Below are 24,175 nucleotides of genomic sequence, written 5' to 3'. Positions count from 1 at the left end.
TTCAGGAAGATTTCCAGCACGTTAGCGCGGATATGGGTGTTCTCGCGGGATGCGTTCACTGCCCCTAGCAGGTAGAGCCACATGGTTGGGTAGAGGAGACTTTCCTCCAGACCCATCACCGGGATCTCCAGCACGTAGCGGGTGATTACCTGGACAAACTGTCCGATGGCCACCAAACAGATCAGCCCGGTCAGAAGAATACTGACGAATCGGTTCATGGGCGTGTTTCCTCAAATCACAACGTTCTTGTAGTTATTAGTTTTGGATGTGCACTGGGTCTGTGAGCCGGAGGCAGAGACAACAGCGCAGATTCCGTTGTGAAATATTCGCAATCACACCCTATAAAATCAAAACGATAATATTGATCAGTCCATAGATTTTTTTTATGCTTTAAGAAAGTTGCCTTACAAATCAGTGGGTTTTACAGATCAGAGGATTTTATGAATCTCAGCATTCGCCAGTTGCAGGCATTTCGTGAAGTGATGCGCACCGGATCAATCTCAGAAGCGGCACGGGCGTTGAATCGAACCCAGCCGGCGGTTAGTTCTCTGATTGCCAGTCTGGAAGAGGAGTTGGGGCTGACACTGTTTGAACGCCAGCGCGGGCGGCTGGTGCGTAAACCTGAAGCGCAGTTTTTCCTGGAAGAGACGGAAGCGGTGCTGGAACGACTGGCACATACGTCGCGTACGATGAAAGAGCTGGCCTCGTTGAAAGAGGGACGGTTGCGTATCGCCTGCATGCCCGCATCTTCTCAGTTCATGATGCCCCGGCTGGTGGCTGATTTTGTACAGGATAAACCGCAGGTAAAGATCTCGTTGATGATGCGCGCTTCGGCGATTATTGAAGAGTGGGTCGCCTCACAGCAATACGATCTGGGTCTGGCGGAAACGCCGCCTCCGAACAGTGCGCTGGCGATGCAGAACTTCGAGCTGAGCTGTGTCTGTGCGCTTCGGCATGATGATCCGCTGGCGGAGAAGTCACTGATCACGCCGCAAGATCTGTCGGGTAAACCCTTGGCAGTGTTGCAGGAAGACCATCCTAACCTGATCGCCAGCCGTGAAGCGTTTCGTAAGGAAAAAGCCGCATTTGAGCCGCGCTTTGAACTGCGTAATTTCCAGCCGGCGTTAAAGCTGGTGGAGGAAAAACTGTGTTACTGCATCTGTGACCCGATCACCGCGAGCAGCTATTACGATTATCATCAGGTGGAGCCGCAGTTGGTGTTTCGACCGTTTGCACCGGTGGTGCCGCTCATGGTGTCTATTTTGACCCCGGCCCATCGACCGCAATCACTGTTGGCATCGGCGTTTATCGATATTCTGGTGGAGGAGATTAACCGGATTGAGACGTTGTTTGCAGGGGATGATTCGTCGGAGTTTGAGGCGCGTTAGGAGGGGGCAGAGGCAGGTAGGTAGCCCGGAATAGAACCGCTGTAACAGCAGTAAGTGCAGGTGCTATTCCGGAACTCATGCAAGCGTGATCGTTCGGCAGACAGGTGTGCGATATCCTGCCGAATAGACCGATACTTGTTATGCAGCGTCCAGGTTGTCGAACCGACCCAGCAGTGCTTTGATGCGATCAGTTGAATCTGTCTGGTTAGACAGCAGGTTATCGCGTTCAGACGTCAGGCTGTCACGTTCGGCACGCAGTTCGCTCACTTCCATGCGCAGCAGTTCCATTTCGTCCAGCAGTTGATCAATTTTGGTACCCAGTTGTTCCAGTAATGCGTTATCCATCGATGCTAAATCCCAGCTTGTAAAATAATCGTAACGGCGAGCGATTATAGGCGCGCGCTCAGTCGCTGAACAGCCGAATTTTAGGCATTCTCAGCGAATTACCGGTGACGGTTGCTCAGTCGGGCGGTTCTCGCCTCGATATGTCTCGTTATAGGAACCATCTGACCGTGATAAGTTCCCTCTATTGAGTCGTGGTCAGATGGCCGCGATCATCTGTAGATGACTGAGATTCCGGCGCGAAGTTCAGTTGATCGTCGCCTTATCTGATACCTATCAAATTCAGCCACTTATTCGACCGCTGACTCATGTTTAAGCACTTGAAGGTCAGCTATGATCAGGGTTGGAATAGCTGGGAACGAAAAACGTCACTATGGAAAACATTATTACCCTGATCCTGATCTGCGCAGGGTTATCACTGGTACTGAATGTACTGCTGAAAAAACTGCAGGTAGAGTCGGTGATTGGATACATCCTCACCGGTATGGCGGTGGGTTTTGTTTTTGATCTGGAGCACAACGCGAGTTTAGAAACGGTGGCCGAGTTCGGCATCGTGTTTCTGATGTTTACCATTGGACTGGAATTTTCGCCGCAAAAACTACAGCTGATGAAAAAAGAGGTGTTCCTTTACGGTGCCTTACAAATGGGTATTACCGCGGCGGTCTTTTTTGCCATAGGACATTGGTTGCTGGCGCTTGAGCCCGCAGTGAACCTGATAGTTAGTCTGGCGTTGGCGTTGTCATCCACGGCCATCGTGCTGAACCTGCTGACCAAAAACCGCAAAGTGGGCAATCTCTATGGTCGTAACGCGGTTGGCGTATTGCTGTTTCAGGATATAGCTGTGATCCCGCTGTTGCTGATGGTGTCCATTTTTGCCAGTACCCATCAGAGCGTGCCGGAACTGTTACTGGATGTAGTGATCGGCGGCGCGATTGTCTTTGCGTTGTTGTTTGTGGGTGCTCGTTTCGCCACCCCCCATCTGATGGAACAGGTGATTGGCGCGCGCTCGAACGAGATCTTTATCGGCGCCTTGCTGCTGTTTGTGATTGGGGCGGCGCAGCTGGCGCATACACTTGGATTCTCCTACTCGTTGGGTGCCTTTATCGCCGGTATGGTCATTGCCGAAACGCACTATAAACATCAGGTGGAGGCCGATCTGATCCCGTTTCGCGATCTGCTGCTGGGGGTGTTTTTTATCACCGTCGGGATGCAGGTCAGCCCGCCGTTTGTGTTGGAAAACCTGTTGCTGATTCTGGCGGTGATGGTGGGATTACTGGCGGTAAAGAGCTTGATTCTCTTTGCCTTGATTCGGATATTTCACGGTACCCGTACGGCGCTGAAAACAGCGCTGTTGCTGTCCCAGTGCGGTGAGTTCTCGTTTGTGGTGTTTGAAACCGCACAGGCCAATGACCTGTTTATGGATGCTGCATTTGGCCAGATATTGGTGATGGCGATTGTCTTTACCATGATGCTGACCCCGTTCCTGTTCCGCTCACTGGATAGGATCACCGACTGGATGGTGAAAAGTGGGGACGAGGATGAGCCTGTTTCCCCTACGGCGGCTATTCATGAAGGACCGGGACACGTGGAAGCGAATCAGGTGGTGATCTGTGGCTTTGGTTCGCTGGGTCGACGGGTAGGTGTGCATCTGAGCAAAGAGCAGATCCCCTATGTCGGCATAGAACACGAAGGAAGCACGTATCTTCAGGCTGAAGACGAGTATCTGCCGGTGATTTTTGGCAATGCCAGCCGGAGTCAGTTTTTACGTGGGGTTCATATTGAGCAGGCGCGGGCGGTCATCATCGCGATGAGCAACGAAGAGCGTATCCGTCAGGTTGCGCACGCACTCAATCATGTAGCGCCGGAGGTTCCGGTGTTTGTCTGTTCCTCCAACGAGAAGATGATTGCTGAGTTGAATAAAGTAGGAGGCACTCAGTCGATTGATACGGAGGAGCAGAAAGCGCTGGCATTGGTGGAAGCGCTGCAGGAAAAGGAAGCTTCAGTGTGATTGTGAAGTCAGGGCATCGCCTTCCGATGCCCTGACTCCGCAGGGTGCCTATGGATTATATCTGTCGGGCAAAATCTTCGACCAGCTGATCAATCAGCAATCTGAGTGCCTGCGGCATATGGGTACGTGAGCGGTAGATGCCAAAGATACCCAAAGCGTGCGGTTGATAGTCCGGCAATACCTGTACCAGTTCGCCAGATGCGAGATAAGGTGTGGCCGACATCAGCGGTAGCATGGATATACCGCCGTGACTGCGCACTGCGCTGAGCAATACCGTGGTGTCGTTAGCACTCAGGTTGCCTGATACCGGTACCGACACCAGATCCCCTTGATATATGAACTCCCACACACTGGAGCCGAAGTTCGCATACACCAGACAGTTATGACTTCTGAGCTGTTCAGCGGACAGCGGGTCTCCCCGTTGTTGCAAATATTTCGGGCTGGCGCAGAGCACCGAGGGGCACTGACCCAGCGGACGGGCGATGATGTTAGGATCGAGGGTATTGGTGATACGTATCGCCAGATCAATCCGCTCTTCCACCAGATTAATCATCTCATTGCGGATCTGCAGATCCACGGCTACGTCAGGGTAGTGGCGCAGATAGCTGTTCAGGGAGGGTAGTAGCATCAGCTGGGCGACAAACTGCGAACAGCTGATTCGCAGACGTCCATGTGGTTTTTCGCGACTGTCCCCTAAACCGGCTGCAACTTCCTGTGAAATCTCTCGTAAACGCTGACAGTGAAGCAGTGCTTTTTCTCCCGCCGCGGTGAGACTGAGGCGGCGGGTTGAACGATGCAGCAGCCGGGTGCCCGCCCATGCTTCCATCTGGGCGAGATAGCGGGTCACCATCGAGCGGGACATATCCAGTGCGTCGGCGGCAGCGATCATACTGCCGCGCTCAACAATGGTAATAAACACTTCAGCGGCGGTGAGACGATCCATAAAGCCCTCAATCCTGAAAATTGATATGTCCGGAATAAGCAATTATTTATTGCTTGAAATACGGTTTTTGTTGCTCTTGTTGAAATTTAGCATAGACCTCAGCTGATTAATGAATGAATTAACCGATTGAGTCTGAGAGGTCGATAACATGTTAAATCTATCCACGGTTCTGAAACGTACGGCAATCACCGCGGTGGCGACCGCTGTCGTATATACCCCGCTGAGTGCTGTTGCAGACAGTGATCTGACATTGCAGGTGTATAACCCAGGTGAAAAAAGTATGTTTCCGGTGACGTCGACACTGATCACGGGTGACAACGAAGCGATGCTGATTGATGCTCAGTTTCAGCGCAACGATGCGCAGGCGCTGGTCAAGATGATCCGTGACAGCGGCAAAAAACTGACCACGGTATTTATCAGTGCTGCGGATCCGGATTTTTACTTTGGTCTGGATGTCATCAAAACCCAGTTCCCGGATGTGACTGTGCTGGCGAGTGAGGAAACCATCAAAAAGATCCAGCAGACCATTGTGCGTAAGGAAGCCTACTGGGGACCGATTCTGGGTGAAAATGCGCCGCAGATGTTGGTTATTCCAAAGCCTCTTAAGGGGGATACGTTGAGTGTTGATGGCGAGCAGATCAAAGTGGTCGGACTGGACGGTCCTGATCCGGCACATGCTTTCCTTTGGATTCCTGAAAGTAAAACGGTGCTGGGAGGTGTCGCGTTGTATGACAATATGCATGTCTGGGTGGCGGATACGCAGACTCAGGAATCCCGCGACCATTGGCGTGGTACCCTGGATTCTGTGACCGCGTTGCAACCCGAACGTGTGATCCCGGGACATTATCTGGGTGCTAACAAAGGTGATCTGACAGCGATCAATTACACCTATACCTACGTCACAACCTTTGAAAAGGCATCGGCCAAAGCAGCGAACTCCGCTGAGCTGATTGACGCGATGGAGTCACACTACCCGGGCAAAGGTGGCACCGGCTCTTTGCAGATCAGCGCCAAAGTGCTGGAAGGCGAGATGAAATGGCCGCAGTAATTTTCTGATCGTTCATGGACAAGGGCGACGGTGAGGTCGCACTTGTTCATCGATAACGGTGCTGGAGGCGGGCTTTAGGCCGCAGACTTATGCAGGTACGCGAGCAGGTTGTTGATACTATTCAGTAGATGGTGGTCTGTATCAGGTATGCGTATATTCAGCCGCTTTCCGAGAGCAATTATCAGGATCATAAAATCCATCGAATCTATATCCAGCTCGTCGCGCAGATCTTCCTCCCGGTCCAACGTGTCCGGCTCTAACTCCGGGGCAATATTCTGCAACTCCTCGAATACAATCGCGTCGATCTGTTCCTGTTCCATAGTCACTCCAGTCACTCTTGATAGACCGCTATAATCCCGCCGGGTTTTGCAGCAGTGTATTGACCTTTCCAAGAAACCGCCCGCCCTGATGGCCATCGCTGACCCGGTGATCAGCGGCCAGCGTGAGATTGAAAAGCAGACGTGGCCGCACCTTTCCATCCACTACCCAAGGTTGCACCATCGGTTTGCCGAGGCCGATGATGGCGACCTGCGGTGGATAAATAACGCCAAACAGGGTTTCCACGCCTCGATCCCCCATACCGCTGACAGTGATGGTGGCATCGGTCATCTCTGAGCTGCGCAGGCCGCCTCGTCGGGCGCGTAAGGTCAGGTCTCGCATCTGCTGCATTAAGTCAGGCAGACTTTGTTGGTCTGCATGGTGCAAAGCCGGGGTGATCAGGCCCCAGTTACGCATGGAGATTGCCATTCCCAGATGGATCTCTGATGCCGGTTGAAAATGACCCTGTGTATAGAAGCCGTTCAGTTCTGGATTGCGGGTCAGAGCGAGTGCGACCGCCTTGTGTAACAGGGCAGTCATCAGCAGCTGCGCTTCTGGTGGTTTGTCGTGGTTGTAGTGGGTCATCCACTCCAGCGCAGGTTGCAGATCGATGGTGGTGGCCAGATAGTAGTGGGGAATCTCCCGCTTGGAACGCGACATGGCGGAGGCTATGGCCCGGCGCATCATCTGCTGTTCATCACGGCCGGTGGCCTGGGGTTTTGTGTGGTTCAGTGTTTCAGTAGCGGGGGTTTTATCGATGAACTTCTGCGATTCTAAATCGTGCGCAACAATGGCTCCCTCGGGACCGCTGCCGTTCAAGCCAGCCAGATCGATATGGTTGTGGAGCGCCAGCTGACGGGCCAGAGGTGAAGCTTTGATACGTGTGGTCTGGGGGGGGACTTGGGCTGCTGAGTCGGCTGTCGAGTCAGCCGTAATCTCTGTCTCCAGTGTGGCAATCGGATGACCGACAGGCACGCTGCTGCCGGGTTCGACCCGTAGTGTATGAATGATACCGGACTGGAACGCCTCCATATCAATCGCCCCTTTCTGGGTTTCAATCACGGCGATGATCTCGCCTTTTTTGACAGCGTCTCCCGGCTTTACAAGCCATTCCGTGAGAATGCCGCTCTCCATATCAGCGCCAAAGGAGGGCATCGTCAGCTCGATCATTGTACCCCCAGCACCTGCTTGGCTGTGTTCACAATGTCGGTTTGTTGGGGCAGCGCCGCGTCCTCCAGATGTTTAGGGTAGGGGATGGGGACTTCCTGGCTGCATATCCGGGCTACCGGGGCATCCAGCTCCCAGAAAGCCTGCTCCATGATTATTGCGCTGATTTCGCCGGCCAGAGAGCCGGTGCGCCAGCCTTCATCAATAATAACGGCACGATGGGTTTTGCTGAGGCTACTGACGATGGTTGCGCTATCCAGTGGGCGCAAGCTGCGCAGGTCGAGTACCTCCGCACTAATACCGGCGTGGGCGAGTTGATCTGCCGCCGCGAGTGCTTTAGGTAGCGAACCGCCGTAGGTGATCAGTGTAATGTCACTGCCTTCACGACGGATCGCTGCTTGTTCCATTGGCAGGCATTGATCCGCGCTAGGGATCGGCGCTTCGTTGTTGTAGAGCATGACATGCTCAAAAATCACGACAGGATCGGGGTCTTGCAGGGCCATCGATAGCATGAAGCGCGCATCGGCGATGGTCGCGGGCGCCAACACCTTAAGACCCGGGACGTGGGCATACCAGCATTCCAGACTATGTGAATGCTGCGCGGCAAGCTGGCGACCGGCTCCGGTAGCCATACGGATGACTAAAGGCACACTGAACTGTCCCCCGGACATATGGCGGATAGTGGCTGCGTTATTAACGATCTGGTCGAGTGCCAGCAGGCTGAAGTTGACGGTCATTACCTCAACGACGGGCCGCATTCCGCCCAGCGCCGCACCGATACCGGCTCCGACAAAGCCGGATTCTGACAGGGGGGTGTCACGAATACGCGTTTCTCCAAATTCATCCAGCAATCCTTTGGACACGCCATAACAGCCGCCGTAGTGTCCGACATCTTCGCCCATCAGAAATACCCGTGGATCTGTTTGCATCGCTTCACGCAGGGCTTCGTGGATCGCTTCGCAATAACTCATGCTGCGGGGAGATTCGTTATTCATTGTGACGCCCCCGGGGTGTAAACATCCCGAAGCAAACTGGAGGCGTCTTCAAACTCACCGTGCTCGGCGGCGGCTACGGCTTCGCTGATCTCCCGTTCTACGTCTCGTTCAATCGTGTTCAGCTCTTCATCGCTAAATTGTTGGTTGTCCCGGAGCCAGTTGACCAGCTGCACAATCGGACCTTTCTGGCGCCATGCATCCACCTCTTCTTTGTCGCGATAGAGCTGGCTGTCGAACATCGAGTGGGCACGAAAACGGTAGGTCCGGCACTCCAGAAAGCGGGGTAGACCATCCTTACGAATCGCCTCGCAGGCGTTGTGGGCCGCCTGTTCCACTGCCACCACATTCATACCATCTACCACCTCGGCATTGAGTTGATAGCTCTCCGCTTTATGATGAATATCCTGTTCCGACTCCGAGATATCAAGGGCGGTGCCCATGGCGTAGAGGTTGTTTTCGCAGACAAATAGCACCGGCAGTTGCCAGAGGGCGGCCAGATTGAGGCTTTCGTGAAACTCACCTTCCGCCACGGCACCTTCACCAAAGAAACAAGCGGTCACCCGGTGACGATTTTGCAGTTTGTCGGCCAGTGCCAATCCCACGGCCAGAGGTAACCCGCCTGCGACAATGGCGTTGCCGCCGTAAAACCGGGTGTCGGCGTCAAACAGGTGCATGGAGCCGCCGCGGCCATGGCTACAACCATTCAGCTTGCCATACATTTCGGCCATCACGGCAGTCATTGAGACACCGCGGGCCAGTGCATGGCCGTGCTCGCGGTAGGTACAGATTAAAGCGTCCTCTGGCTGCAGGGCTTGATTACAGCCCACGGCGATCGCCTCTTCGCCAATATAGAGGTGGAGAAAGCCACGGATTTTCTCCAGCGTGTAGAGTTCTGCGCATTTCTCTTCAAACCGACGGATACGGATCATATTCTGCAATAGCTGTAATAAATGGCTGCGGCGAATATGGGGCTTATCGTGGATATCGGTCATGTTTCGTCACTCTCCAGCGTTGAGATATCGCCTTCCGGCAGGCCGAGCTCTCTTGCTTTCAGTAGGCGACGCATGATTTTTCCGCTGCGGGTTTTAGGCAGATTGTCGCGAAAAACAATCTCTTTGGGTGCGATGGAGGCCCCCAGATATTTACGGGCATGGCCAAGCAGTGTCTTGCGTAGCGCCTCATCGGCTTTGAAACCCGCTTTCAGGGCGACATAGGCTTTAACCATTTCACCAACCACTGGATCGGGAATGCCGATAACCGCCGCTTCGGCGACAGAGGGGTGTTCCAGCAACACACTTTCTACTTCAAACGGTCCCACTAAATGACCGGCGGACTTGATCACGTCATCTGCGCGGCCGACAAACCAGTAGTAGCCGTCCACATCGCGGGAGGCGAGATCGCCACTCAAGTACCAGCCATCCTGAAAGCAGGATTGATAGCGGTCTTCGGCATCGAGGTATCCACGAAACATGGAGGGCCAGCCACACTTCAGTGCCAGCTCACCGACCTCGTAATCATCCTCGATAAATACCAGGGCACCCTTGATATCCCGCTTAACGATCGCCGCTTCGATGCCCGGTAGCGGTCGACCCATCGAGCCGGGCTTGATCGCTTCTGAGGCAAAGTTGGCCAGCATGATGCCGCCGGTTTCGGTTTGCCACCAGTTGTCATGAAAGGGGCGCCCCAGTACCTGTTGACTCCAGAGGACAGCTTCAGGGTTGAGCGGTTCTCCTACGCTGGCCATAAACCGCAGGTGAGACAGGTCATAGGCCTGAGCCAGCTCATCACCGGCTTTCATCAACATGCGAATCGCCGTCGGGGCGGTATACCAGACACTGACCTGTTGTTTCTGGAGGATGTCGTACCAGTGAGCCGCGTCAAACTCCGCCTCGTCGACCACCATCGTGACCCCCGTACAAAGAGGCGCAATCACACCATAGGAGGTTCCGGTTACCCAGCCCGGGTCGGCGGTGCACCAGTAGGTATCATCGGGGTGCAGGTCGAGTGCATAGCGACTGGAGAGGATGTGGTAGAGCACCGCTTGGTGGGCATGTACCGCGCCTTTGGGAGTGCCTGTTGTACCACTGGTGAAATGCAGCAGGGCCATATCTTCCGGGTCGGTGGGTTCTGCCGGGCTGGTAGGATCTGCTCCGGCCAGCAGCCGGTTGAGGTCGAGGCAGCCGGGTGGCAGATCATCGGACGTATCAAGCAGAAGGATGTGTTTGAGTCCGGGCATTTGGTCGCGCCAGGGCATCACTTTTTTACGGTAGAGCCGTTCCGTTGTGACCAGGACGCGTGCATCACCGATGCTCATCCGTGAACGGATTGGCTCAGGACCAAATGCTGAAAATAACGGCGAAAACACAGAGCCATTTTTCAGGCTGCCCAGCAGTGCGATATAGAGGCCCGGAGTGCGTCCCAGCAACCCGAATACACGATCGCCTTTACGTACCCCCAAGAGTTGCAACACCGAGGCAAAGCGACTGGTTTGTTCAGACAGTTCGCGGTAGCTCAGTGTTTGAGTATGACCGTCTTTAGACAGCCAGAGAATCGCCGTTTTCTCACCCAGCCCGCGTTTTAAGTGGCGGTCTACGGCTTCGTAGGCGATATTGAGAGCGCCGTCCGGCAGACCGTCGATACAGGTACGGGCCTCTTGCCAGGTGAAGTCATGGTAAAGAAGGGGGTAGTTTGTCAGGTTCGGTTTTACCGCGACAGATTTCTTGTCCTTGCTGATCGTTGCAATACGCATAATCTATGCCTGTAGTATTCAGCCGCAAAAATGTAAGGCGATACTTACGAAGCATAGTTCACCGCTCTATACCTGCAAATTGCATGGGTATTTGAGACAGAAAGACGCTGAGTGAACGCCTTAAAAATACAGCCGCCAGCGTAGGATGATATTGGCAGGCTGGTGGCCAAACTCCGATTGAGGCTGGCCCGACGGGTTCAGGCCTTTACCCTGCGTAAACTGAAAGGATACGAGCAGATCTGATTCGTCACTCAGCGAATAAAGAGCATTAAACTGATGCAGAGAGGAAACGTGGCGTTCGTTCTGATTATCGCGTAACGGGCTGAGCAGCAGGGTATAACTGCCATGCAGCAGGGGTGTCAGATCTTTACTCAGGCCCATCCCCAGAACTTGTCGGCTGAGGTGCTGTTGCAGTCCGTTTTGGATCAACAGGCTGGCATGCCCCTGCGGTAGTGAGGACTGGCTCCCGCTACCTAATGTATTGTCGTACCATTCCAGATTCAGCAGCGTACCATTCTCAAACTGGTAATCCAGACCGGCGATCCAGAGCAGGCCATCCTGCGCAGGCTGCGGTTGATCGAAAAACACCCCTTCGACACGCCAGCCAACGCCCGACCATTCACTCTCCACAGAGGCTCCCCAAAGACGGTTATCCACAACCTCGCCGACGATTAATGCGATTTCAGATTGCTCTCCTGCGGGCTGGCGATAATACAGGGCTGCGCTGTTTGAATGTGTGTCGGCGTCGTCTGGTGCAAAGGCATATACGGCAGTCAGTGATGAAAAGGGAGAGGGATACCAGTCATATACCAGGGTATCGATGCCCGCTTTGTAATCGGTATCCAGATCGGTGGGGGCGAACGCACCGAACACATTGAACGGTTGCCAGAAGCGGCCGCTGCCCCAGTCGATGGGCTGTCGGCCAATGCTTAACGTGCTGGTGCTAAAATGACGCTGATAAACGGCGCGGTCAATCTCATAGGCCAGTTGTGCTTGATGATTGTTGCTGGCGTGCTCAAGTACACTGCCCGCGAGCTGCCGATAGCGGAACAGATCACGGGCTGTCCGGCGCTCTGCAGAGACCCCATTGCTTTGTAGGCGGCTGGCGCGCAGATGGAGCGACCACTCATCCCGTTCGCTATTGCTGGCCAGCATCAGGCGTAAGCTCTGCTGATTGGCGCTCAGGGTGTCGCGGTTGATGGTGGCCCCTTTGGGTGTTTCGCTGAGCAATCCCAACAGCGCCACACGGCCTGTGAGTTCCGCTGCATACAGCACGGTAGCCGGTGGCAGGCAGCATAGCACCGTTGCCAGCACGACTAGGATGCTAGTTGTGATCTGCATAATCAGGCTGCTTCAGGCGTTGATCCTGCACGATGGCTCCGTCGCGCAGTGTGATAATACGTTCGGCACGCTCCATAACCCGTGGGTCGTGGGTGGAGAAAATAAAGGTGGTTTGTTCCTCCCTGCAAAGCCGGTGCATGATGTCCAGCAGGGCGGTGGCGTTTTCTGAATCCAGATTGGCGGTGGGTTCATCGGCCAGCACTAGGCGTGGCCCGGCTGCCAGTGCTCGCGCAACCGCAACGCGCTGTTGTTGACCGCCGCTTAATGCTGACGGGCGGCGTAACATCATATCCTCCAGCCCCACCAATGCCAGATAATGCCTGGCCCGGGCTTCCCGCTCTGCGCTGGGGCGACCCTGAAGCACCATAATCAGTTCGACGTTTTCCAGTGCGCTCAGGACCGGTACCAGGTTGTAGGCCTGAAATATAAAGCCCAGCTGGAACAGTCGGAAGTCGGACAGCTGAGCGTCTTTCAGCCGGGTGAGATCGGTACCGTGCAACCAGACGTGTCCCTGGTTGGGGACATCCAGCCCGCCGATGATATTCAGCAAGGTCGTTTTGCCCGAACCGGAGGGGCCGACCAGCGCGGTAAACTCGCCGGGTTCAACGCTCAGGTCCACCTGTTTGAGCGCCAGCACGTCAATCTCACCCTGCCGATAGTGTTTGCTGATCGCCTCCAGTGTCAGTAGTGCCATCTTCGATCTCCCTGTTGATTGGTCTTATTCACACGCAAACGGGTCATGTGCGCAGTGCCTCCACCGGTGTGACTCGGGCGGCCTTGATGGCCGGGTAGATCCCGCTCGACAAGGTAGTGATAAAGATGATCGTCGTGAGCTGGATGATGCGTGCCCAGGACAGTTCGGTATACACCACCGGATCGATAAAGGTGCCCATGATTTCGGTGCTTTCACTCATCACCCCGGACAGATCGATGCCCTGACTGGCAAACCAGAGATGGGCTGATCCACCGATCAACCAACCCGCAGTGACGGCCAATACGCTTAGCAGTAAGGATTCGGCAAACACCAGTAACAGCAGGTGGGAGCGGCTTAATCCCAGTGCCCGCAGTAGGCCGAATTCGCGGGTACGCTCCAGCACACTCATCAGAACCGTGTTGATGATGCCAAACCCCACCATAATCAGGATCAGCGTGAGGAAGATGTAGTTACCGGCGTCATCCACGATGATGAACTGCACCAGCTGCGGCATCATCTCCTGCCAATCGAGTACGGCGATCTGCTCCGATTTCAGCGCTGTGGATAACCGGGCTTTCCAGTGATTTAAGCGATCGGGGTTATCCAGAAATACGGCAACGCGTGTAACAGGTGTGGTCGGGGTGTCGGCAACGTCACTGTCTGATTCTCCGAGCAGAAAATAGCGGGCAAAATTGATCTCGCTCAGCACCAGAAAGTCATCCAGCTCCGCCACTCCTGAGGCGAAGATTCCCCGCACCCGCCCCAACTGCGCTTGTGAATCTCCGCTCTGTTTTCCCGCCATCAGTACCACTTTACTGCCGACCTTGGCTTTGAGCTTGCGGGACATCCCTACGCCAATCAAAATGCCACGCTGATCGTCCGGTTCCAGCCAGTGACCGGCGATCAACTTGGGTTTAAGCAAACGGATACGCTGATCATGCTGTGTATCCATGCCCTGCAAGCTGCTACCGACCGAGTTATGGGCGGTGCTTGCTAATATCTGCAGTGAAATGCGCGGATCGATATGGCCGGCAATTTCCAGCTGTTGCATCTGTTGGGCGAGTGTTTGGCCGTCGGGGATAAATTTGTGATTTGCGGGTGATGCCAGATAGCCCGGTGGCTGTACGGTGAGGTGCCCCTCGCCCAACTGGATAGCGTTACGCACCATTGAGTTATGGCTGCCATCGCCCAACCCAATGGAGATGACCGCCAGACTGAAACCGATGGCGATGGAGCTGAGTGTGATCAGGGTGCGTTTTCGGTGTCGCCAAAGATTTCGCCATGCCAGCTGCAGGAGCATGCGCAGGGCAAGCTGGCTCGATGGCAGATCGGTCGTATGGTGATGGAATGTCTCTCGCGTCATCGCATCACCTCGGCTGGATTGAGGCGTGCCATTCGCCAGGCGGGGATAAGGGCGGTGAGCAGGGCGACGGTCATCATCAAACCACAGGCGTGAAGGATATGGGAGGGTTCGAGGTAGACCTGCATCACCGGTTCAAACACTACGCCCGCCCAGTCATAACCGTCGGGCATATAGTGGCTGAGATCGATCCCGTCTTGCTCGAGATAGGCGGTTATCATCGAGCCAGAGGCGGAACCCACTGCGGCGGATACCAGCGCCAGCAGAAAAGACTCAAACAGTACCATTTCCAATAAGATCCGGCGCTTCATGCCGATGGCGAGCAAGATACCAAATTCGTGAGTACGTTCGTGCACGGCCATCAGCATGGTGTTGAGCATCCCCATCGACGCTAGACTGATCACAATCAGGCCAACGAACAGCATCATCGTCTGGCTGAGTTCAAGCATCTCGGATACCGCCGGGTTGAGCTGGCGCCAGTTGCGGATGACCGGATCGCCGCCCAGCGGTTCCAGTGGCTGGGCACGGGTGAACGCTGCCAGCTGTTGAGTGAGTGCGACCTGTGCACTGTCTAGTTGGTCGATGACCTCTAGCGTGATCGCCAGTTCGTGAAATCCATCTTGCAGATACATCAGTTGCTGAAAGGCTTCTATCGACATCAGCACACCCATCCGGTCAAAGTTGGGCTCCAGTGGTTTCAGGATTGCTGCGACCCGAAACAGCGCGTTACCGATACTGCCATCGGCGGCTTGGGTGACCAGAATCAATTCACTGCCCGGCGTCAGCTGCATGTTTTTTGCCAGTTGAGCACCGATCACCAGATTGTAGCGTGGCAGTCCTGATGCGGTGTGGTCGGCAATGGCAAAGTCGGCAGTGCCTTGGCGGATATGTTCGAGCATCCGGGTGGTCTGGTGTTCACGTTGGGGATCAATGGCTTTAATCATCACGCCGGTTGAGGTGTTTTCAGCGCTGGCCAGCCCCGCAGCGTACAGGCGTGGCGCGAAGTGCATCTGAGGGTGTGTGGCTTCCAGCTGCTGTAAGTAGGGCCAGGGCAGGGTGGCGTAGAGATCGCGGTCGTCGATGAACGCCTGACGCTGGAGCTGAAGATGGCCGGTGGATATCTCCGTCGCGTGCTGTGACATCTGACGTGTCATACCCGTTAGCAAAGCGGAATAGAGAATGATCACGATCAGCCCCCCCGCCAATGCAGAAACTGTTAGTAGACTGCGTATCGGGTTGCGCCAGAGGTTACGCCACGCCATAAAAAACAACATCGACAGACTGGATGAGTTGGCAGCGTGGATAGGCATTGGCCGCTACCTGAGTCGCTGCAGGTTTTTAAGCGAAAAGAAGGTGCTGTCCAGCGGAACACCAAAGCGGATGTCGCGATAGACAATCACCGTGGATTCGTTGGGCTTATCGGTGGGTTGCAAAGTCAGACGCATGGGAATCACCCGGTCGTCCAGCGTGCGTTGTTGATCAAATGTGAGGGTGCGGATTAACACCTCTTCTTCGTCATAATACAACGCGTGTAGTGGTGCCAGCGTACGCTGCTCAATCTGCATGATCACCTTACCCCAGACCACCGCAGCGTCGACTTTGGGAATGGACGTGATCTCGTAGAGCAGCTGACCGTCGCGCTCACCCTCAAAACTGATGGAGGATTGATAATCTTCAGCGAAGGTACTTTCTTTTATCAGGTCATCATTGGTGAAATGACTGCCCATCCAGGAGCCGGACATCATGCTGGAAGGGATCTTGGTTACGCGGTTGATCTTGGGCAGGTAGTTCCAGATATTGGCCTCGACCTTGAGCGTGGCGATGCCGCGGTCTTTTACCGGATTACGGATCCTGACCAGAGAATAATCTTTGCCCCGTGACCACGTCTCCATGGTCATGGTGCGTTGGTAACGTTGGGTTTTGACCTGCATCTCCATCTCCGCGCGGGAGGTTTCGCCCCGCCAGAGGTGGTCAATGTGCTGTATCAGCGTATCAATGTCGGTGGCCAAAGCGGGTGTGGACAGCAGCAGCTGCGCGATCAATACGATGTATGACGGTAGGCACAAGTACTTACGTCCGGACCACATAATAGAGCCGATCTGAGATAGAGATAATCCCATATACACTCCTTATTACACGGGATAAGTTTAGCACTCTGACCAGGTAGCAGTGGGTGAGGTGGGTGTATCTTTACTGATCGTTGAGGGGCAAGGGGGGCGTGGGACATCCCTGTCGCCACAGGTTGCGTACGTCGATAATGCACCGCGGTCAGGCCGCCGCTAACCGATTCACTTTAGGTGATGAATGTATATTGAGGGTGCGTGGTTGGCTTGAGGGTTTAACACCATGCTTAGCACTGACCATTTCATCCAGTGTATCGATCACCGTATCGCAGGCGTTCTCCACCTGTTCAAAGGTGCTATAAAGCTGCTGTTGCACATCTAAATTACGTTCCCAATCCTGGTCGATCAGCGAGAGTGCTTGTTGCATATGCTGATGCATATTGGCATGCGGGGCTGGGATCGATTTGAATGCACGCAACTGACCAAAGTTCTGTGCCGATTCGTCCGAGTTTAACCATTGGCCTAAACGGCATGCGTGCTCTGCAATATCTGCCAGCTCTGCATTGTCTGAATTGCGACCGAGGTTCACGGCGGTATAACCGTTTTGCTTGTGGATAAAGTGCTCAAGCTTGGCGAGGGACGCAAAGCTCACATCATGGATGTAACTGATGCGTGACAGGGCCATATTGGACGCAGTGGCGACTTCGTTGAAGTGCTCTTCAAAACGTCCTAGCGTATTGCTTGAAGTGGTCGACATCTCGCGCATGGCGGAGGTGTTGCTCAGCATCCGGGCGGAGTCGCTGCGCAGTGCTTGCATCACGTCCGAGATCTCGGACGAGGCTTTCTTCGAGTGTTCAGCCAGACTTCTGACTTCATCCGCTACCACCGAAAAACCGCGCCCGTGTTCTCCCGCTCGGGCAGCTTCAATGGCCGCATTCAAGGCAAGCAGATTCGTTTGATCAGCAATGGTGGTGATCAGATTGACCGAGTTGGATACCTCCTCCTGACGGGCGTTAAAGTCCTCCACCGCTTGCGCGGTCTGGTCGATCTTATTGACCAGATTACTGAAGGTCGCACTCATCTCGGTCATGGAGTGGATACTTTCCTCTGCGGCATGTGCATTCTTCGCGGACAATGCTTCCAGATCTTCAGTGGCGGCGACGATACCGAGAATATCGGATTGGCTGGTGGACATATTCTTCAGTAAATTCTCAGCGTTCAGGTGCCCCAGATTGGATAGCAGTTTATTGCGCATCTCCCGTTTATGGTTATCCAGCAAAATGTCCAGTGAGGCGTTGCCCTGCTCCAGTGCTTCGAGGTAAGCGCCGTGCAAACCCGAGGTCTGCATCTTGCGAAAAAATTTGCCTTCACTGGCGAATTTCAGAGCGGTGGATTGTTCGCGGAAGCAGGTTTCCAGCTGATCCAGCATATTGTTGAAATGCCAGCAGACCTCGCCCAGATTGTCTTTACGACGGATATGGGTGATGCGTGAACCTAACTGACCGTTACTGATCTCGCTGGCGACACGGGCAATTTCGGTTAGGGGGGATAGGGCTATTTTCAGCTGGCGCAGGTAGAAATAGGCACTGCCGATCCCAAACATCATCAGGGAGCCAAGCCATAACCAGTCCAAGGGTTGCCAGCCATGGGAGGCCACACCAATCAGCCCGGCGATGAATAGTAATGCGTTAAGAAAGACAACTTCGTACGTTGCCTTAGATAGAAAGGATAAATTCTTCATAGCTGAGATTGAGTTGCTCAAGTTTTGAATTGAGTAGATTGAGAGAGGCTTCAATGGCGTTGCGTGGACCGGCTTTTTGTTCTTCGGCCAGCATCGCAGCATAGATATCCGTCATGATGGCAATCGCATCCTGATGGGGTTTGCGTCGCACCGAGAAATAACCGGCAGGTCGACCATCAGGACCGGGATCGGGGGTGACGTTGGCAAACACCCAGTAATAACTGCCGTCCTTTGCCATGTTTTTAACGTAGGCAAAGCACTCCCGGCCCTCGTTGATTGTGGTCCAGAGAAAGTGGAACACGCCGCGGGGCATGTCCGGATGGCGTACGATGTTGTGCTGTGCGCCTAAAAGCTCCTCTTCGGAATACCCGGAAAGCTCGATAAATATCTCGTTGCAGTAGGTGATCCGACCCGATGCATCCGTTTTCGAAACGATGAAGTCACTCGCTTTCAAAACGCGCTCGTGGTTGATCGGCGTAATCTTGTTTTTCATTTAGGATGAATGCCTATTTTGCACATGGCTCGACGTGATGGTGTTGGTACCAATCCTCAAATTGGCTGGCCGGTACCGGTTTGGAGAACAGGTAACCCTGGCCGTAGTCGCATCCTGCTTGAGTTAACAGCGCCTTTTGTTCTGGTGTTTCAATGCCTTCTGCTATGACTTTGATACCCAGTTTGTGTGCCATCACGATGATTGCTTCGCACAATGACAGTTCACTGGAGTCCGGTGTCAGATTGCGGACAAACGACTGATCGATTTTAAGAAAGTCGATATCCAGTTGCCGCAGATAAGAGAGGGACGAATAGCCGGTTCCAAAGTCGTCCAATGAAATACTCAGTCCCGCCGTCCGGAACCCTTTGAGTGTGTCGGTGACCTTATCACCGGACTGCATAAGCAAATTTTCTGTGATCTCGATCGCGACGGCATCACCCGACACGCCGCGTTGTTCCATGAGCGTGGTCCAGTTAGACAGTTTGCCGTCGGCATCCTGAAACTGAATCGGAGACGCGTTCACACTGACCTGGAAACGCTCATCAAACTGTTTACGCCACAGTTCGACCTGTTTGATGGCTTCGATAAATACCCAGTCACCGATTTCTACGACGATACCGGTCTCTTCCGCCAGAGGAATAAAATCGGCCGGGCTGACAAAACCGCGTTTGGGATGTATCCAGCGTAATAAAAGCTCGGCTTTATATACTGATGCGTTTTGCAGATCGATGATGGGTTGGTAATAGGCCACCATCTCCTGTTTTTGGGTGGCTGTTTTCAGGTCCGAGGTCAGTTGGATGCGCTCGCGCGTTTCCTCTTCCATTTGTGGCGTAAAGAACTGAAAACGGTTACGCCCCTGACGCTTGGCCATGTACATCGCCTGATCCGCATTTTTAAGCAGTGTCTCGGAGTCTTGAGCGTCATTTGGATACAGGCTGATGCCGATGCTGGCGGATAGATAGTTCACTTCACCGTCGTTTAAGGTGTAAGCCGATGACAGACTGTTGATGATGTCGGAGGCGACACGTTCCGGACTGAGGGCATCCGATACCTGCTTCAGGATTACCGTAAATTCGTCGCCACCCAAGCGCGCTACCACATCGGACTGGCGCACACAGCTACTGATACGTGTAGCGACCTGCTTCAAAAGATCATCACCCTGATGGTGACCGAGAGAATCGTTGACGTCTTTAAATCGGTCCAGGTCGATAAACAGCAGGGCCATGGGTAAACCGGAGAAATCGGCTTCACACATAGTGCTGGTTAGCAGATCCTGGAACATGGTGCGGTTGGGCAAGGAGGTCAGTGCATCCAGGTTGGCCTGCTGCCAGATCAGCTTCTCTGATTCCTTCTGCGCAGACAGATCCGAGAACAGGGCGACCCGGCGATGAGGCAGACCGTCATTGTTATAGACGGTATTGATGGTGAGCCATTCAGGGTAGAGTTCTCCACTTTTCTTTTTGTTCCAGATCTCTCCCTGCCAGGCGCCGGTTTCTGACAGTGAGTGCCACATCTTTTGGTAAAAAGAGCGGTCTTGCAGGTCGGAACTTAAGATGCTGGTTTTCTGGCCTTTGACTTCGGAAAACTCGTAACCGGTTACGGCGGTAAAGGCTGGGTTCACCGCTAAAATCAGGCCGTTGGCATCGGTGACCGTCATCGCTTCGCTACTATTGCCAAAAATCAGTGATGCCAGCTGCAGATCTTCCGACAGACGATTCTGCTCAACGACCAACGCCATCAGCGTGGCGATACGGCTCACCAGTCTGCGTTCAATCCCCGAGGGGGTTCCGCTGTATTTCTTATAGATGGAAAAAGCGCCGAGCTGTTTGCCACTTTTTCCCATGATGGGGGTTGAGTAACCTGAGCGTATATTTAATGCCTCGGCAATATTGCGGTGGGCGGACCAATCGCTTTCGCATCTGACATCTACCACGGTTAAGCGTTGCCGGGCGCAGTCCGATAAACTTTGCTGGGCAATGGTTTCAAGGGCCCGATCATTTGCATGTCTTTTTAATCCAGGGGCACTGATATGTTCGATGTGGGATGCGTTGTTGTTGTAGATAACCGCACAGCAGCGAAAATCCGGGTTGTCCCGTTCAATCAGCTGTAGCGCAAAGTCGAGGACTTCGGAAAGTGTCGCACCCTGATAGAGCTTTTGAAGGACTTCGCTGCGGGTGATGGCCGCGTTCTCCAGTTGCTGCTTTTCCTGAATAGAGAGGGCCAGTACCGTGCCGATGGCGGATAGTGCCATAAGGAACATCCAGAAGTTTGTCAGGCCATGAATGGGCTGCAGTTCCCCGGTGCTGACCGTACCTTCGACCAGATATGCGACTCCCAGAAATGTACATACTGAAATGACAAACAGTGCGCCGTGCATTTGGAAGCGGACACCGCCCCAAGCAACAAAGGCGAACATCAGGTAGGACTCAAGCCAGCCACTGGCACCGTCTGAAAAGATAGCAAAAGCGGCCAAAAGGGTCACAACGACGAAAAAGAACACTTCACTGAGCAATGAATGGGAGTACGCCACTTTCGGCGGTGTTTTCCAAACCAATATCGATACTGATATCACCAGCACACCGATGAGGTCACCCTGCCACCAATGGATAAAGTCATAGATGAGATTGAGGGGGGCGTCAGGAGGGAAAAGCCACCTTGAGAACGTACCCAGTGTGGCCGATGTTGCCGCACACACAAGGCCTGCCATGGCAATGTGAAAGTAATCTCTGAAGGTCTGCATACGCAGTGTGGTGTGGTAACTATGCTTCAGGTAGCCCACTGCCGCTAGCGCGCCCAGAGTATTTCCTATCCCCACTCCCAATAACAAACCCGGTGTGCCATCAATCCAGATGCCACCAAGCACTGTCCCAATCAGGATTCCAGGCCAGTATTTCAGACCGCCGGTGAGCAAAACGGACAGGGCTAATCCAGTGGAGACCCACATATTGAGGAGCTGATAATCCACTGAAAGAAAATTCAGGGTGGCGGCGCCCGTGATGGCGTAGATCAACGCAAATGCCGCCACCTTAAACAGGGTGCTTTTATGGCGGAGGGAACGCTTTAAAAATACAACCAGTGAGTATGCCGCTTGGCTGATAGTTGATAACAGGTATTGATAATTTGGATGCATGGACGAAATGAAAACTGTAATTATTTGTATAACGGATAACAGGAGCAGGAAGGATAGATTGAAATCTCGATATGTCATGGAGCCAAACAGGAGGGATGCGAGGCTAGTTGATCCATATCAAGAATGTTTGATCAAAAACGAGTTGCGAGGATGAATTTTGAGCCCCAGGTGCAGTGTATAAAGATATAACGGGGTGTTTCAGTGTTGATTAAGGACGTGATGAGCGTGGACTCATACACCGGAATGACGGCCCGGTCCGATGTATGAGCAACTGCATAAGGGTATAAAACCAGATTATATAGGCTTAAGGGGTGGTGGCTGATTGAGCAGGCCAGCTATCGGTTGTTGTCAGGCGATCGATCATTTTCTTAATTGCGACCATCTGTGGGGCCTCTTTTTTATAGTAGGTGTACGGAGGCGTATCACCGCTGCTGTATCCCCAGAAATCCCAGCAGCCTTTTGGGTTATATGGCAGAGGTTCGGACTTACGGATTTGTGGATAAAGCACGATGATCTGATTATTGTCCGCCACTTCGTTATAGCCCGTGCCCATAACGTAGCCCGTGCCCAATGTGCCAATGCCCTGTTGGCACCCGTGCAATGCCACATGCACACGGCAGGACGTTTCTTTACAGGCTCTCGGAATATAGACGTAAGCCGCGTCATCCATGCTGGTCATATCGGATTCGAAGAATTCACGCTGATTGAAGCGCAACAGTTCGCCGGTAAGACGACCGACAGGTGGTTGCAGGTCACCGTAGATATGGTCGAGCAGGCGTGTGGCCTGTTCCAGATCGCAGTTGTTGATAAATGGCGGTTGGGTTTCGTCACACACCGTATCAGCCGGGTTGTTGGTAATAAACGCATGTCCGGCATTAACAGAGGTGTTGTAGCGGATTTGAGAGGAGTCTACTCCCAGCTTCAGGTAAAAATCTTCTGTGCTATCAACCACCTGAGTGACAACGGTTTCATCGGACTGCCCTGAGAAGATATAGATCTTATCGTCCAGAATATTCGCTACATCATCGATAGTGCCTTCCTGTGCATTGTCTTTCGCGAGATTGGACAAGAAGGTGCTGTCCGGGAACAGGGAATCCGGGCAGAACCAGGTGTATTTACACGGATTCATACAGGTCGACACCGCGGTGAGCAGTGGGGTAACCAGTGGATTACTGCCTGCACAGTTCCATGGGCCTCCGGCCACCACACCGGCCCCGACCAAGTCTTCGGAATAGGCGATGTGAAACTGTGCGGCCATAAATGCACCCGAGGAGAGACCGGAGATCGATGTTTGCGCTTGCTGTGCGTTTAAGGCCGGAAGAGACGCGATAGGAGACTCTACCTGGTCTTTCGATTGTGCGAATGCGGTCGTGGTAAACGCGAGAGCGACGACTGCAATAAGTGCTCTTAACTCCATGGGTTCAATGCCTCCTGGCAAATTGAGTGTAACTGCAGTGCTGGATCTGAAATATTATGCTGCATCAGCGTAACAAATAACTGTGACAGAATAGTTGGGATTTGGCGATCAGCAAAGCGTCATTTTGGAGATGAGGGGGAGCACGAATTGAGCGATCTTCGTCAATGTAGCGTTGCGGATGTCAGAGACAATTAAATCGACTGAAGCCAGCCGGATCGTTCTGTGTGCTTCACTCGGCGGTATCTACTGTCAGGTTGGCGAGCTGTCCCGGTCCCTCTTTCTTTTTGTCCCGGATCAGCTGCTCAATCTCTTTCATCAACTTAGACTGATGCTCGTGCGGATGACAGGTGGCGACAGCAACGGTAGCACTCAGGTGCACATTCTCACTGAAGCGATGACAGTTGATGATGGTATGCAGCACTTCAGCGATTTTCTGAGTGTCTTCGGCGGACGACTGGGGGCATAAAATCAGAAAACTATCGCCGCCCCAGCGGCCAAAATATGTGTTGTCGGGCAGTCGCTCCTCAACCAGTCGGCTCACCTCTATCAGCAGCAGGTCGCCGACGGGGTGACTATGCTCGATGTTGATCTGACTGAAGTTATCCAGATCGAACAGGATGACATGCAAGGGCTGGCCTTGACTGGCACAGTGATCAATATCCTTTTCCAGTTCTGAGTCCATGTTAATCCGGTGATAAACGCCGGTCAGGTAATCTCTTTTCCCGAGTTGTTCTAATCGTCGGTTCCGGTCACTCAGGCGCGCATTGACCTTAGCCAGTTGGGCATTGAATTTTCGGCTGCTGTAGTTGCGATAGGAGAGGAATGCGGCAATGACGGACAGCAAGGCGACCAGCACCAGTAAGAGAGTGTAATCGCGTGCCTGCTCGATATTGACCCTGTACCAGCGTGCAAGAATCTGATCGTGTAGTTCGACAGGTAAGGCTTGTACGGCTTTCCTAAACGCACTGGCCAGCAGTG

Annotated in this window: 20 protein-coding genes and 3 pseudogenes; 3 read left to right on the top strand and 20 right to left on the bottom strand. The window is 53.6% G+C overall.

Annotation, left to right across the window (positions count from 1 at the left end; genetic code table 11):
• Positions 1 to 218, bottom strand: a 218-nt coding sequence (locus tag ABYW01_RS01385; protein WP_372830749.1) for a TRAP transporter small permease subunit, incomplete at its 3' end; no start/stop codon positions are given.
• Positions 219 to 440: 222 nt separating this feature from the next.
• Here ABYW01_RS01385 and ABYW01_RS01380 point away from each other — a divergent pair.
• Positions 441 to 1,388 (top strand): LysR substrate-binding domain-containing protein, encoded by a 948-nt coding sequence (locus ABYW01_RS01380; RefSeq protein WP_372830748.1) that lies wholly within the window; start codon positions 441 to 443, stop codon positions 1,386 to 1,388.
• Between the two features lie 138 nt (positions 1,389 to 1,526).
• Here the strand turns inward: ABYW01_RS01380 and ABYW01_RS01375 are convergent, their stop codons facing one another.
• Positions 1,527 to 1,733 (bottom strand): cell division protein ZapB, encoded by a 207-nt coding sequence (locus ABYW01_RS01375; protein ID WP_193953719.1) that lies wholly within the window; start codon positions 1,731 to 1,733, stop codon positions 1,527 to 1,529.
• A gap of 370 nt (positions 1,734 to 2,103) precedes the next feature.
• Between ABYW01_RS01375 and ABYW01_RS01370 the strand changes: the two genes are divergently transcribed.
• Entirely contained in the window at positions 2,104 to 3,738 is a 1,635-nt protein-coding gene (locus ABYW01_RS01370; protein ID WP_372830747.1) for a cation:proton antiporter, read from the top strand.
• Positions 3,739 to 3,793: 55 nt separating this feature from the next.
• On the opposite strand, the gene ABYW01_RS01365 is transcribed toward ABYW01_RS01370, so the two are convergent.
• A complete protein-coding gene (locus ABYW01_RS01365) occupies positions 3,794 to 4,681 on the bottom strand; it encodes a LysR family transcriptional regulator (RefSeq protein ID WP_372830746.1) in 888 nt (295 codons plus the stop codon).
• 148 nt (positions 4,682 to 4,829) lie between these two features.
• On the opposite strand from ABYW01_RS01365, the gene ABYW01_RS01360 reads away from it, so the two are divergent.
• Positions 4,830 to 5,729 carry an MBL fold metallo-hydrolase gene (locus tag ABYW01_RS01360; protein ID WP_372830745.1) on the top strand — a complete coding sequence of 300 codons (900 nt, stop codon included), beginning with the start codon at positions 4,830 to 4,832 and terminating at the stop codon, positions 5,727 to 5,729.
• 74 nt (positions 5,730 to 5,803) lie between these two features.
• On the opposite strand, the gene ABYW01_RS01355 is transcribed toward ABYW01_RS01360, so the two are convergent.
• The 17 genes and pseudogenes from ABYW01_RS01355 to ABYW01_RS01275 form a co-directional block, all read right to left on the bottom strand.
• Positions 5,804 to 6,049, bottom strand: coding sequence for an acyl carrier protein (locus ABYW01_RS01355; protein ID WP_372830744.1), 246 nt, complete (start codon positions 6,047 to 6,049; stop codon positions 5,804 to 5,806).
• Positions 6,050 to 6,077: 28 nt separating this feature from the next.
• Positions 6,078 to 7,217, bottom strand: a complete 1,140-nt coding sequence (locus ABYW01_RS01350; RefSeq protein ID WP_372830743.1) for a dihydrolipoamide acetyltransferase family protein — start codon at positions 7,215 to 7,217, stop codon at positions 6,078 to 6,080.
• The gene (locus ABYW01_RS01345) at positions 7,214 to 8,209 is read right to left on the bottom strand and encodes an alpha-ketoacid dehydrogenase subunit beta (protein ID WP_372830742.1); all 996 of its coding nucleotides are present in this window, start codon (positions 8,207 to 8,209) and stop codon (positions 7,214 to 7,216) included. The genes ABYW01_RS01350 and ABYW01_RS01345 overlap by 4 nt, the downstream gene beginning before the upstream one ends.
• Complete coding sequence (gene pdhA / locus ABYW01_RS01340) at positions 8,206 to 9,201, bottom strand: pyruvate dehydrogenase (acetyl-transferring) E1 component subunit alpha (RefSeq protein WP_372830741.1); 996 nt, start codon at positions 9,199 to 9,201, stop codon at positions 8,206 to 8,208. Before pdhA ends, ABYW01_RS01345 begins: the two co-directional genes overlap by 4 nt.
• Entirely contained in the window at positions 9,198 to 10,958 is a 1,761-nt protein-coding gene (acsA, locus tag ABYW01_RS01335; protein ID WP_372830740.1) for an acetate--CoA ligase, read from the bottom strand. Before acsA ends, pdhA begins: the two co-directional genes overlap by 4 nt.
• A gap of 120 nt (positions 10,959 to 11,078) precedes the next feature.
• Entirely contained in the window at positions 11,079 to 12,299 is a 1,221-nt protein-coding gene (locus tag ABYW01_RS01330) for a hypothetical protein (RefSeq protein ID WP_372830739.1), read from the bottom strand.
• Entirely contained in the window at positions 12,283 to 12,993 is a 711-nt protein-coding gene (locus ABYW01_RS01325; protein WP_372830738.1) for an ABC transporter ATP-binding protein, read from the bottom strand. Before ABYW01_RS01325 ends, ABYW01_RS01330 begins: the two co-directional genes overlap by 17 nt.
• A gap of 43 nt (positions 12,994 to 13,036) precedes the next feature.
• A complete protein-coding gene (locus ABYW01_RS01320; protein ID WP_372830737.1) occupies positions 13,037 to 14,356 on the bottom strand; it encodes an ABC transporter permease in 1,320 nt (439 codons plus the stop codon).
• Positions 14,353 to 15,663 carry an ABC transporter permease gene (locus tag ABYW01_RS01315; RefSeq protein ID WP_372830736.1) on the bottom strand — a complete coding sequence of 437 codons (1,311 nt, stop codon included), beginning with the start codon at positions 15,661 to 15,663 and terminating at the stop codon, positions 14,353 to 14,355. The genes ABYW01_RS01320 and ABYW01_RS01315 overlap by 4 nt, the downstream gene beginning before the upstream one ends.
• Before the next feature lie 6 nt (positions 15,664 to 15,669).
• Complete coding sequence (locus ABYW01_RS01310) at positions 15,670 to 16,473, bottom strand: outer membrane lipoprotein-sorting protein (RefSeq protein WP_372830735.1); 804 nt, start codon at positions 16,471 to 16,473, stop codon at positions 15,670 to 15,672.
• Positions 16,474 to 16,621: 148 nt separating this feature from the next.
• Positions 16,622 to 17,026, bottom strand: a pseudogene (locus tag ABYW01_RS01305) (CZB domain-containing protein); the annotation flags it as partial.
• A gap of 114 nt (positions 17,027 to 17,140) precedes the next feature.
• Positions 17,141 to 17,764, bottom strand: a pseudogene (locus tag ABYW01_RS01300) (methyl-accepting chemotaxis protein); the annotation flags it as partial.
• A 75-nt stretch (positions 17,765 to 17,839) separates the two neighbouring features.
• A pseudogene (locus ABYW01_RS01295) lies at positions 17,840 to 18,019 on the bottom strand (HAMP domain-containing protein); the annotation flags it as partial.
• Between the two features lie 112 nt (positions 18,020 to 18,131).
• The gene (locus ABYW01_RS01290; RefSeq protein WP_372830734.1) at positions 18,132 to 18,650 is read right to left on the bottom strand and encodes a PAS domain-containing protein; all 519 of its coding nucleotides are present in this window, start codon (positions 18,648 to 18,650) and stop codon (positions 18,132 to 18,134) included.
• 13 nt (positions 18,651 to 18,663) lie between these two features.
• The gene (locus ABYW01_RS01285; RefSeq protein ID WP_372830733.1) at positions 18,664 to 21,780 is read right to left on the bottom strand and encodes an EAL domain-containing protein; all 3,117 of its coding nucleotides are present in this window, start codon (positions 21,778 to 21,780) and stop codon (positions 18,664 to 18,666) included.
• 304 nt (positions 21,781 to 22,084) lie between these two features.
• Positions 22,085 to 23,197 carry a poly(3-hydroxybutyrate) depolymerase gene (locus ABYW01_RS01280; protein WP_372830732.1) on the bottom strand — a complete coding sequence of 371 codons (1,113 nt, stop codon included), beginning with the start codon at positions 23,195 to 23,197 and terminating at the stop codon, positions 22,085 to 22,087.
• Between the two features lie 229 nt (positions 23,198 to 23,426).
• Positions 23,427 to 24,175 (bottom strand): GGDEF domain-containing protein (locus tag ABYW01_RS01275; protein ID WP_372830731.1); only part of this gene is annotated, 749 nt, incomplete at its 5' end.

Origin of the sequence: Pontibacterium sp., from assembly GCF_041587635.1 — a bacterium.
Classification (GTDB): Bacteria; Pseudomonadota; Gammaproteobacteria; order Pseudomonadales; family Balneatricaceae; genus Pontibacterium.
This window is presented reverse-complemented; position numbering and strand designations above follow the sequence as displayed.

Coding starts and splice junctions, on each gene's coding strand:
- ABYW01_RS01380 (WP_372830748.1), top strand. CDS start 441: ATGAATCTCAGCATTCGCCAGTTGCAGGCATTTCGTGAAGTGATGCGC.
- ABYW01_RS01375 (WP_193953719.1), bottom strand. CDS start 1,733: ATGGATAACGCATTACTGGAACAACTGGGTACCAAAATTGATCAACTG.
- ABYW01_RS01370 (WP_372830747.1), top strand. CDS start 2,104: ATGGAAAACATTATTACCCTGATCCTGATCTGCGCAGGGTTATCACTG.
- ABYW01_RS01365 (WP_372830746.1), bottom strand. CDS start 4,681: ATGGATCGTCTCACCGCCGCTGAAGTGTTTATTACCATTGTTGAGCGC.
- ABYW01_RS01360 (WP_372830745.1), top strand. CDS start 4,830: ATGTTAAATCTATCCACGGTTCTGAAACGTACGGCAATCACCGCGGTG.
- ABYW01_RS01355 (WP_372830744.1), bottom strand. CDS start 6,049: ATGGAACAGGAACAGATCGACGCGATTGTATTCGAGGAGTTGCAGAAT.
- ABYW01_RS01350 (WP_372830743.1), bottom strand. CDS start 7,217: ATGATCGAGCTGACGATGCCCTCCTTTGGCGCTGATATGGAGAGCGGC.
- ABYW01_RS01345 (WP_372830742.1), bottom strand. CDS start 8,209: ATGAATAACGAATCTCCCCGCAGCATGAGTTATTGCGAAGCGATCCAC.
- pdhA (WP_372830741.1), bottom strand. CDS start 9,201: ATGACCGATATCCACGATAAGCCCCATATTCGCCGCAGCCATTTATTA.
- acsA (WP_372830740.1), bottom strand. CDS start 10,958: ATGCGTATTGCAACGATCAGCAAGGACAAGAAATCTGTCGCGGTAAAA.
- ABYW01_RS01330 (WP_372830739.1), bottom strand. CDS start 12,299: ATGCAGATCACAACTAGCATCCTAGTCGTGCTGGCAACGGTGCTATGC.
- ABYW01_RS01325 (WP_372830738.1), bottom strand. CDS start 12,993: ATGGCACTACTGACACTGGAGGCGATCAGCAAACACTATCGGCAGGGT.
- ABYW01_RS01320 (WP_372830737.1), bottom strand. CDS start 14,356: ATGACGCGAGAGACATTCCATCACCATACGACCGATCTGCCATCGAGC.
- ABYW01_RS01315 (WP_372830736.1), bottom strand. CDS start 15,663: ATGCCTATCCACGCTGCCAACTCATCCAGTCTGTCGATGTTGTTTTTT.
- ABYW01_RS01310 (WP_372830735.1), bottom strand. CDS start 16,473: ATGGGATTATCTCTATCTCAGATCGGCTCTATTATGTGGTCCGGACGT.
- ABYW01_RS01290 (WP_372830734.1), bottom strand. CDS start 18,650: ATGAAAAACAAGATTACGCCGATCAACCACGAGCGCGTTTTGAAAGCG.
- ABYW01_RS01285 (WP_372830733.1), bottom strand. CDS start 21,780: ATGCATCCAAATTATCAATACCTGTTATCAACTATCAGCCAAGCGGCA.
- ABYW01_RS01280 (WP_372830732.1), bottom strand. CDS start 23,197: ATGGAGTTAAGAGCACTTATTGCAGTCGTCGCTCTCGCGTTTACCACG.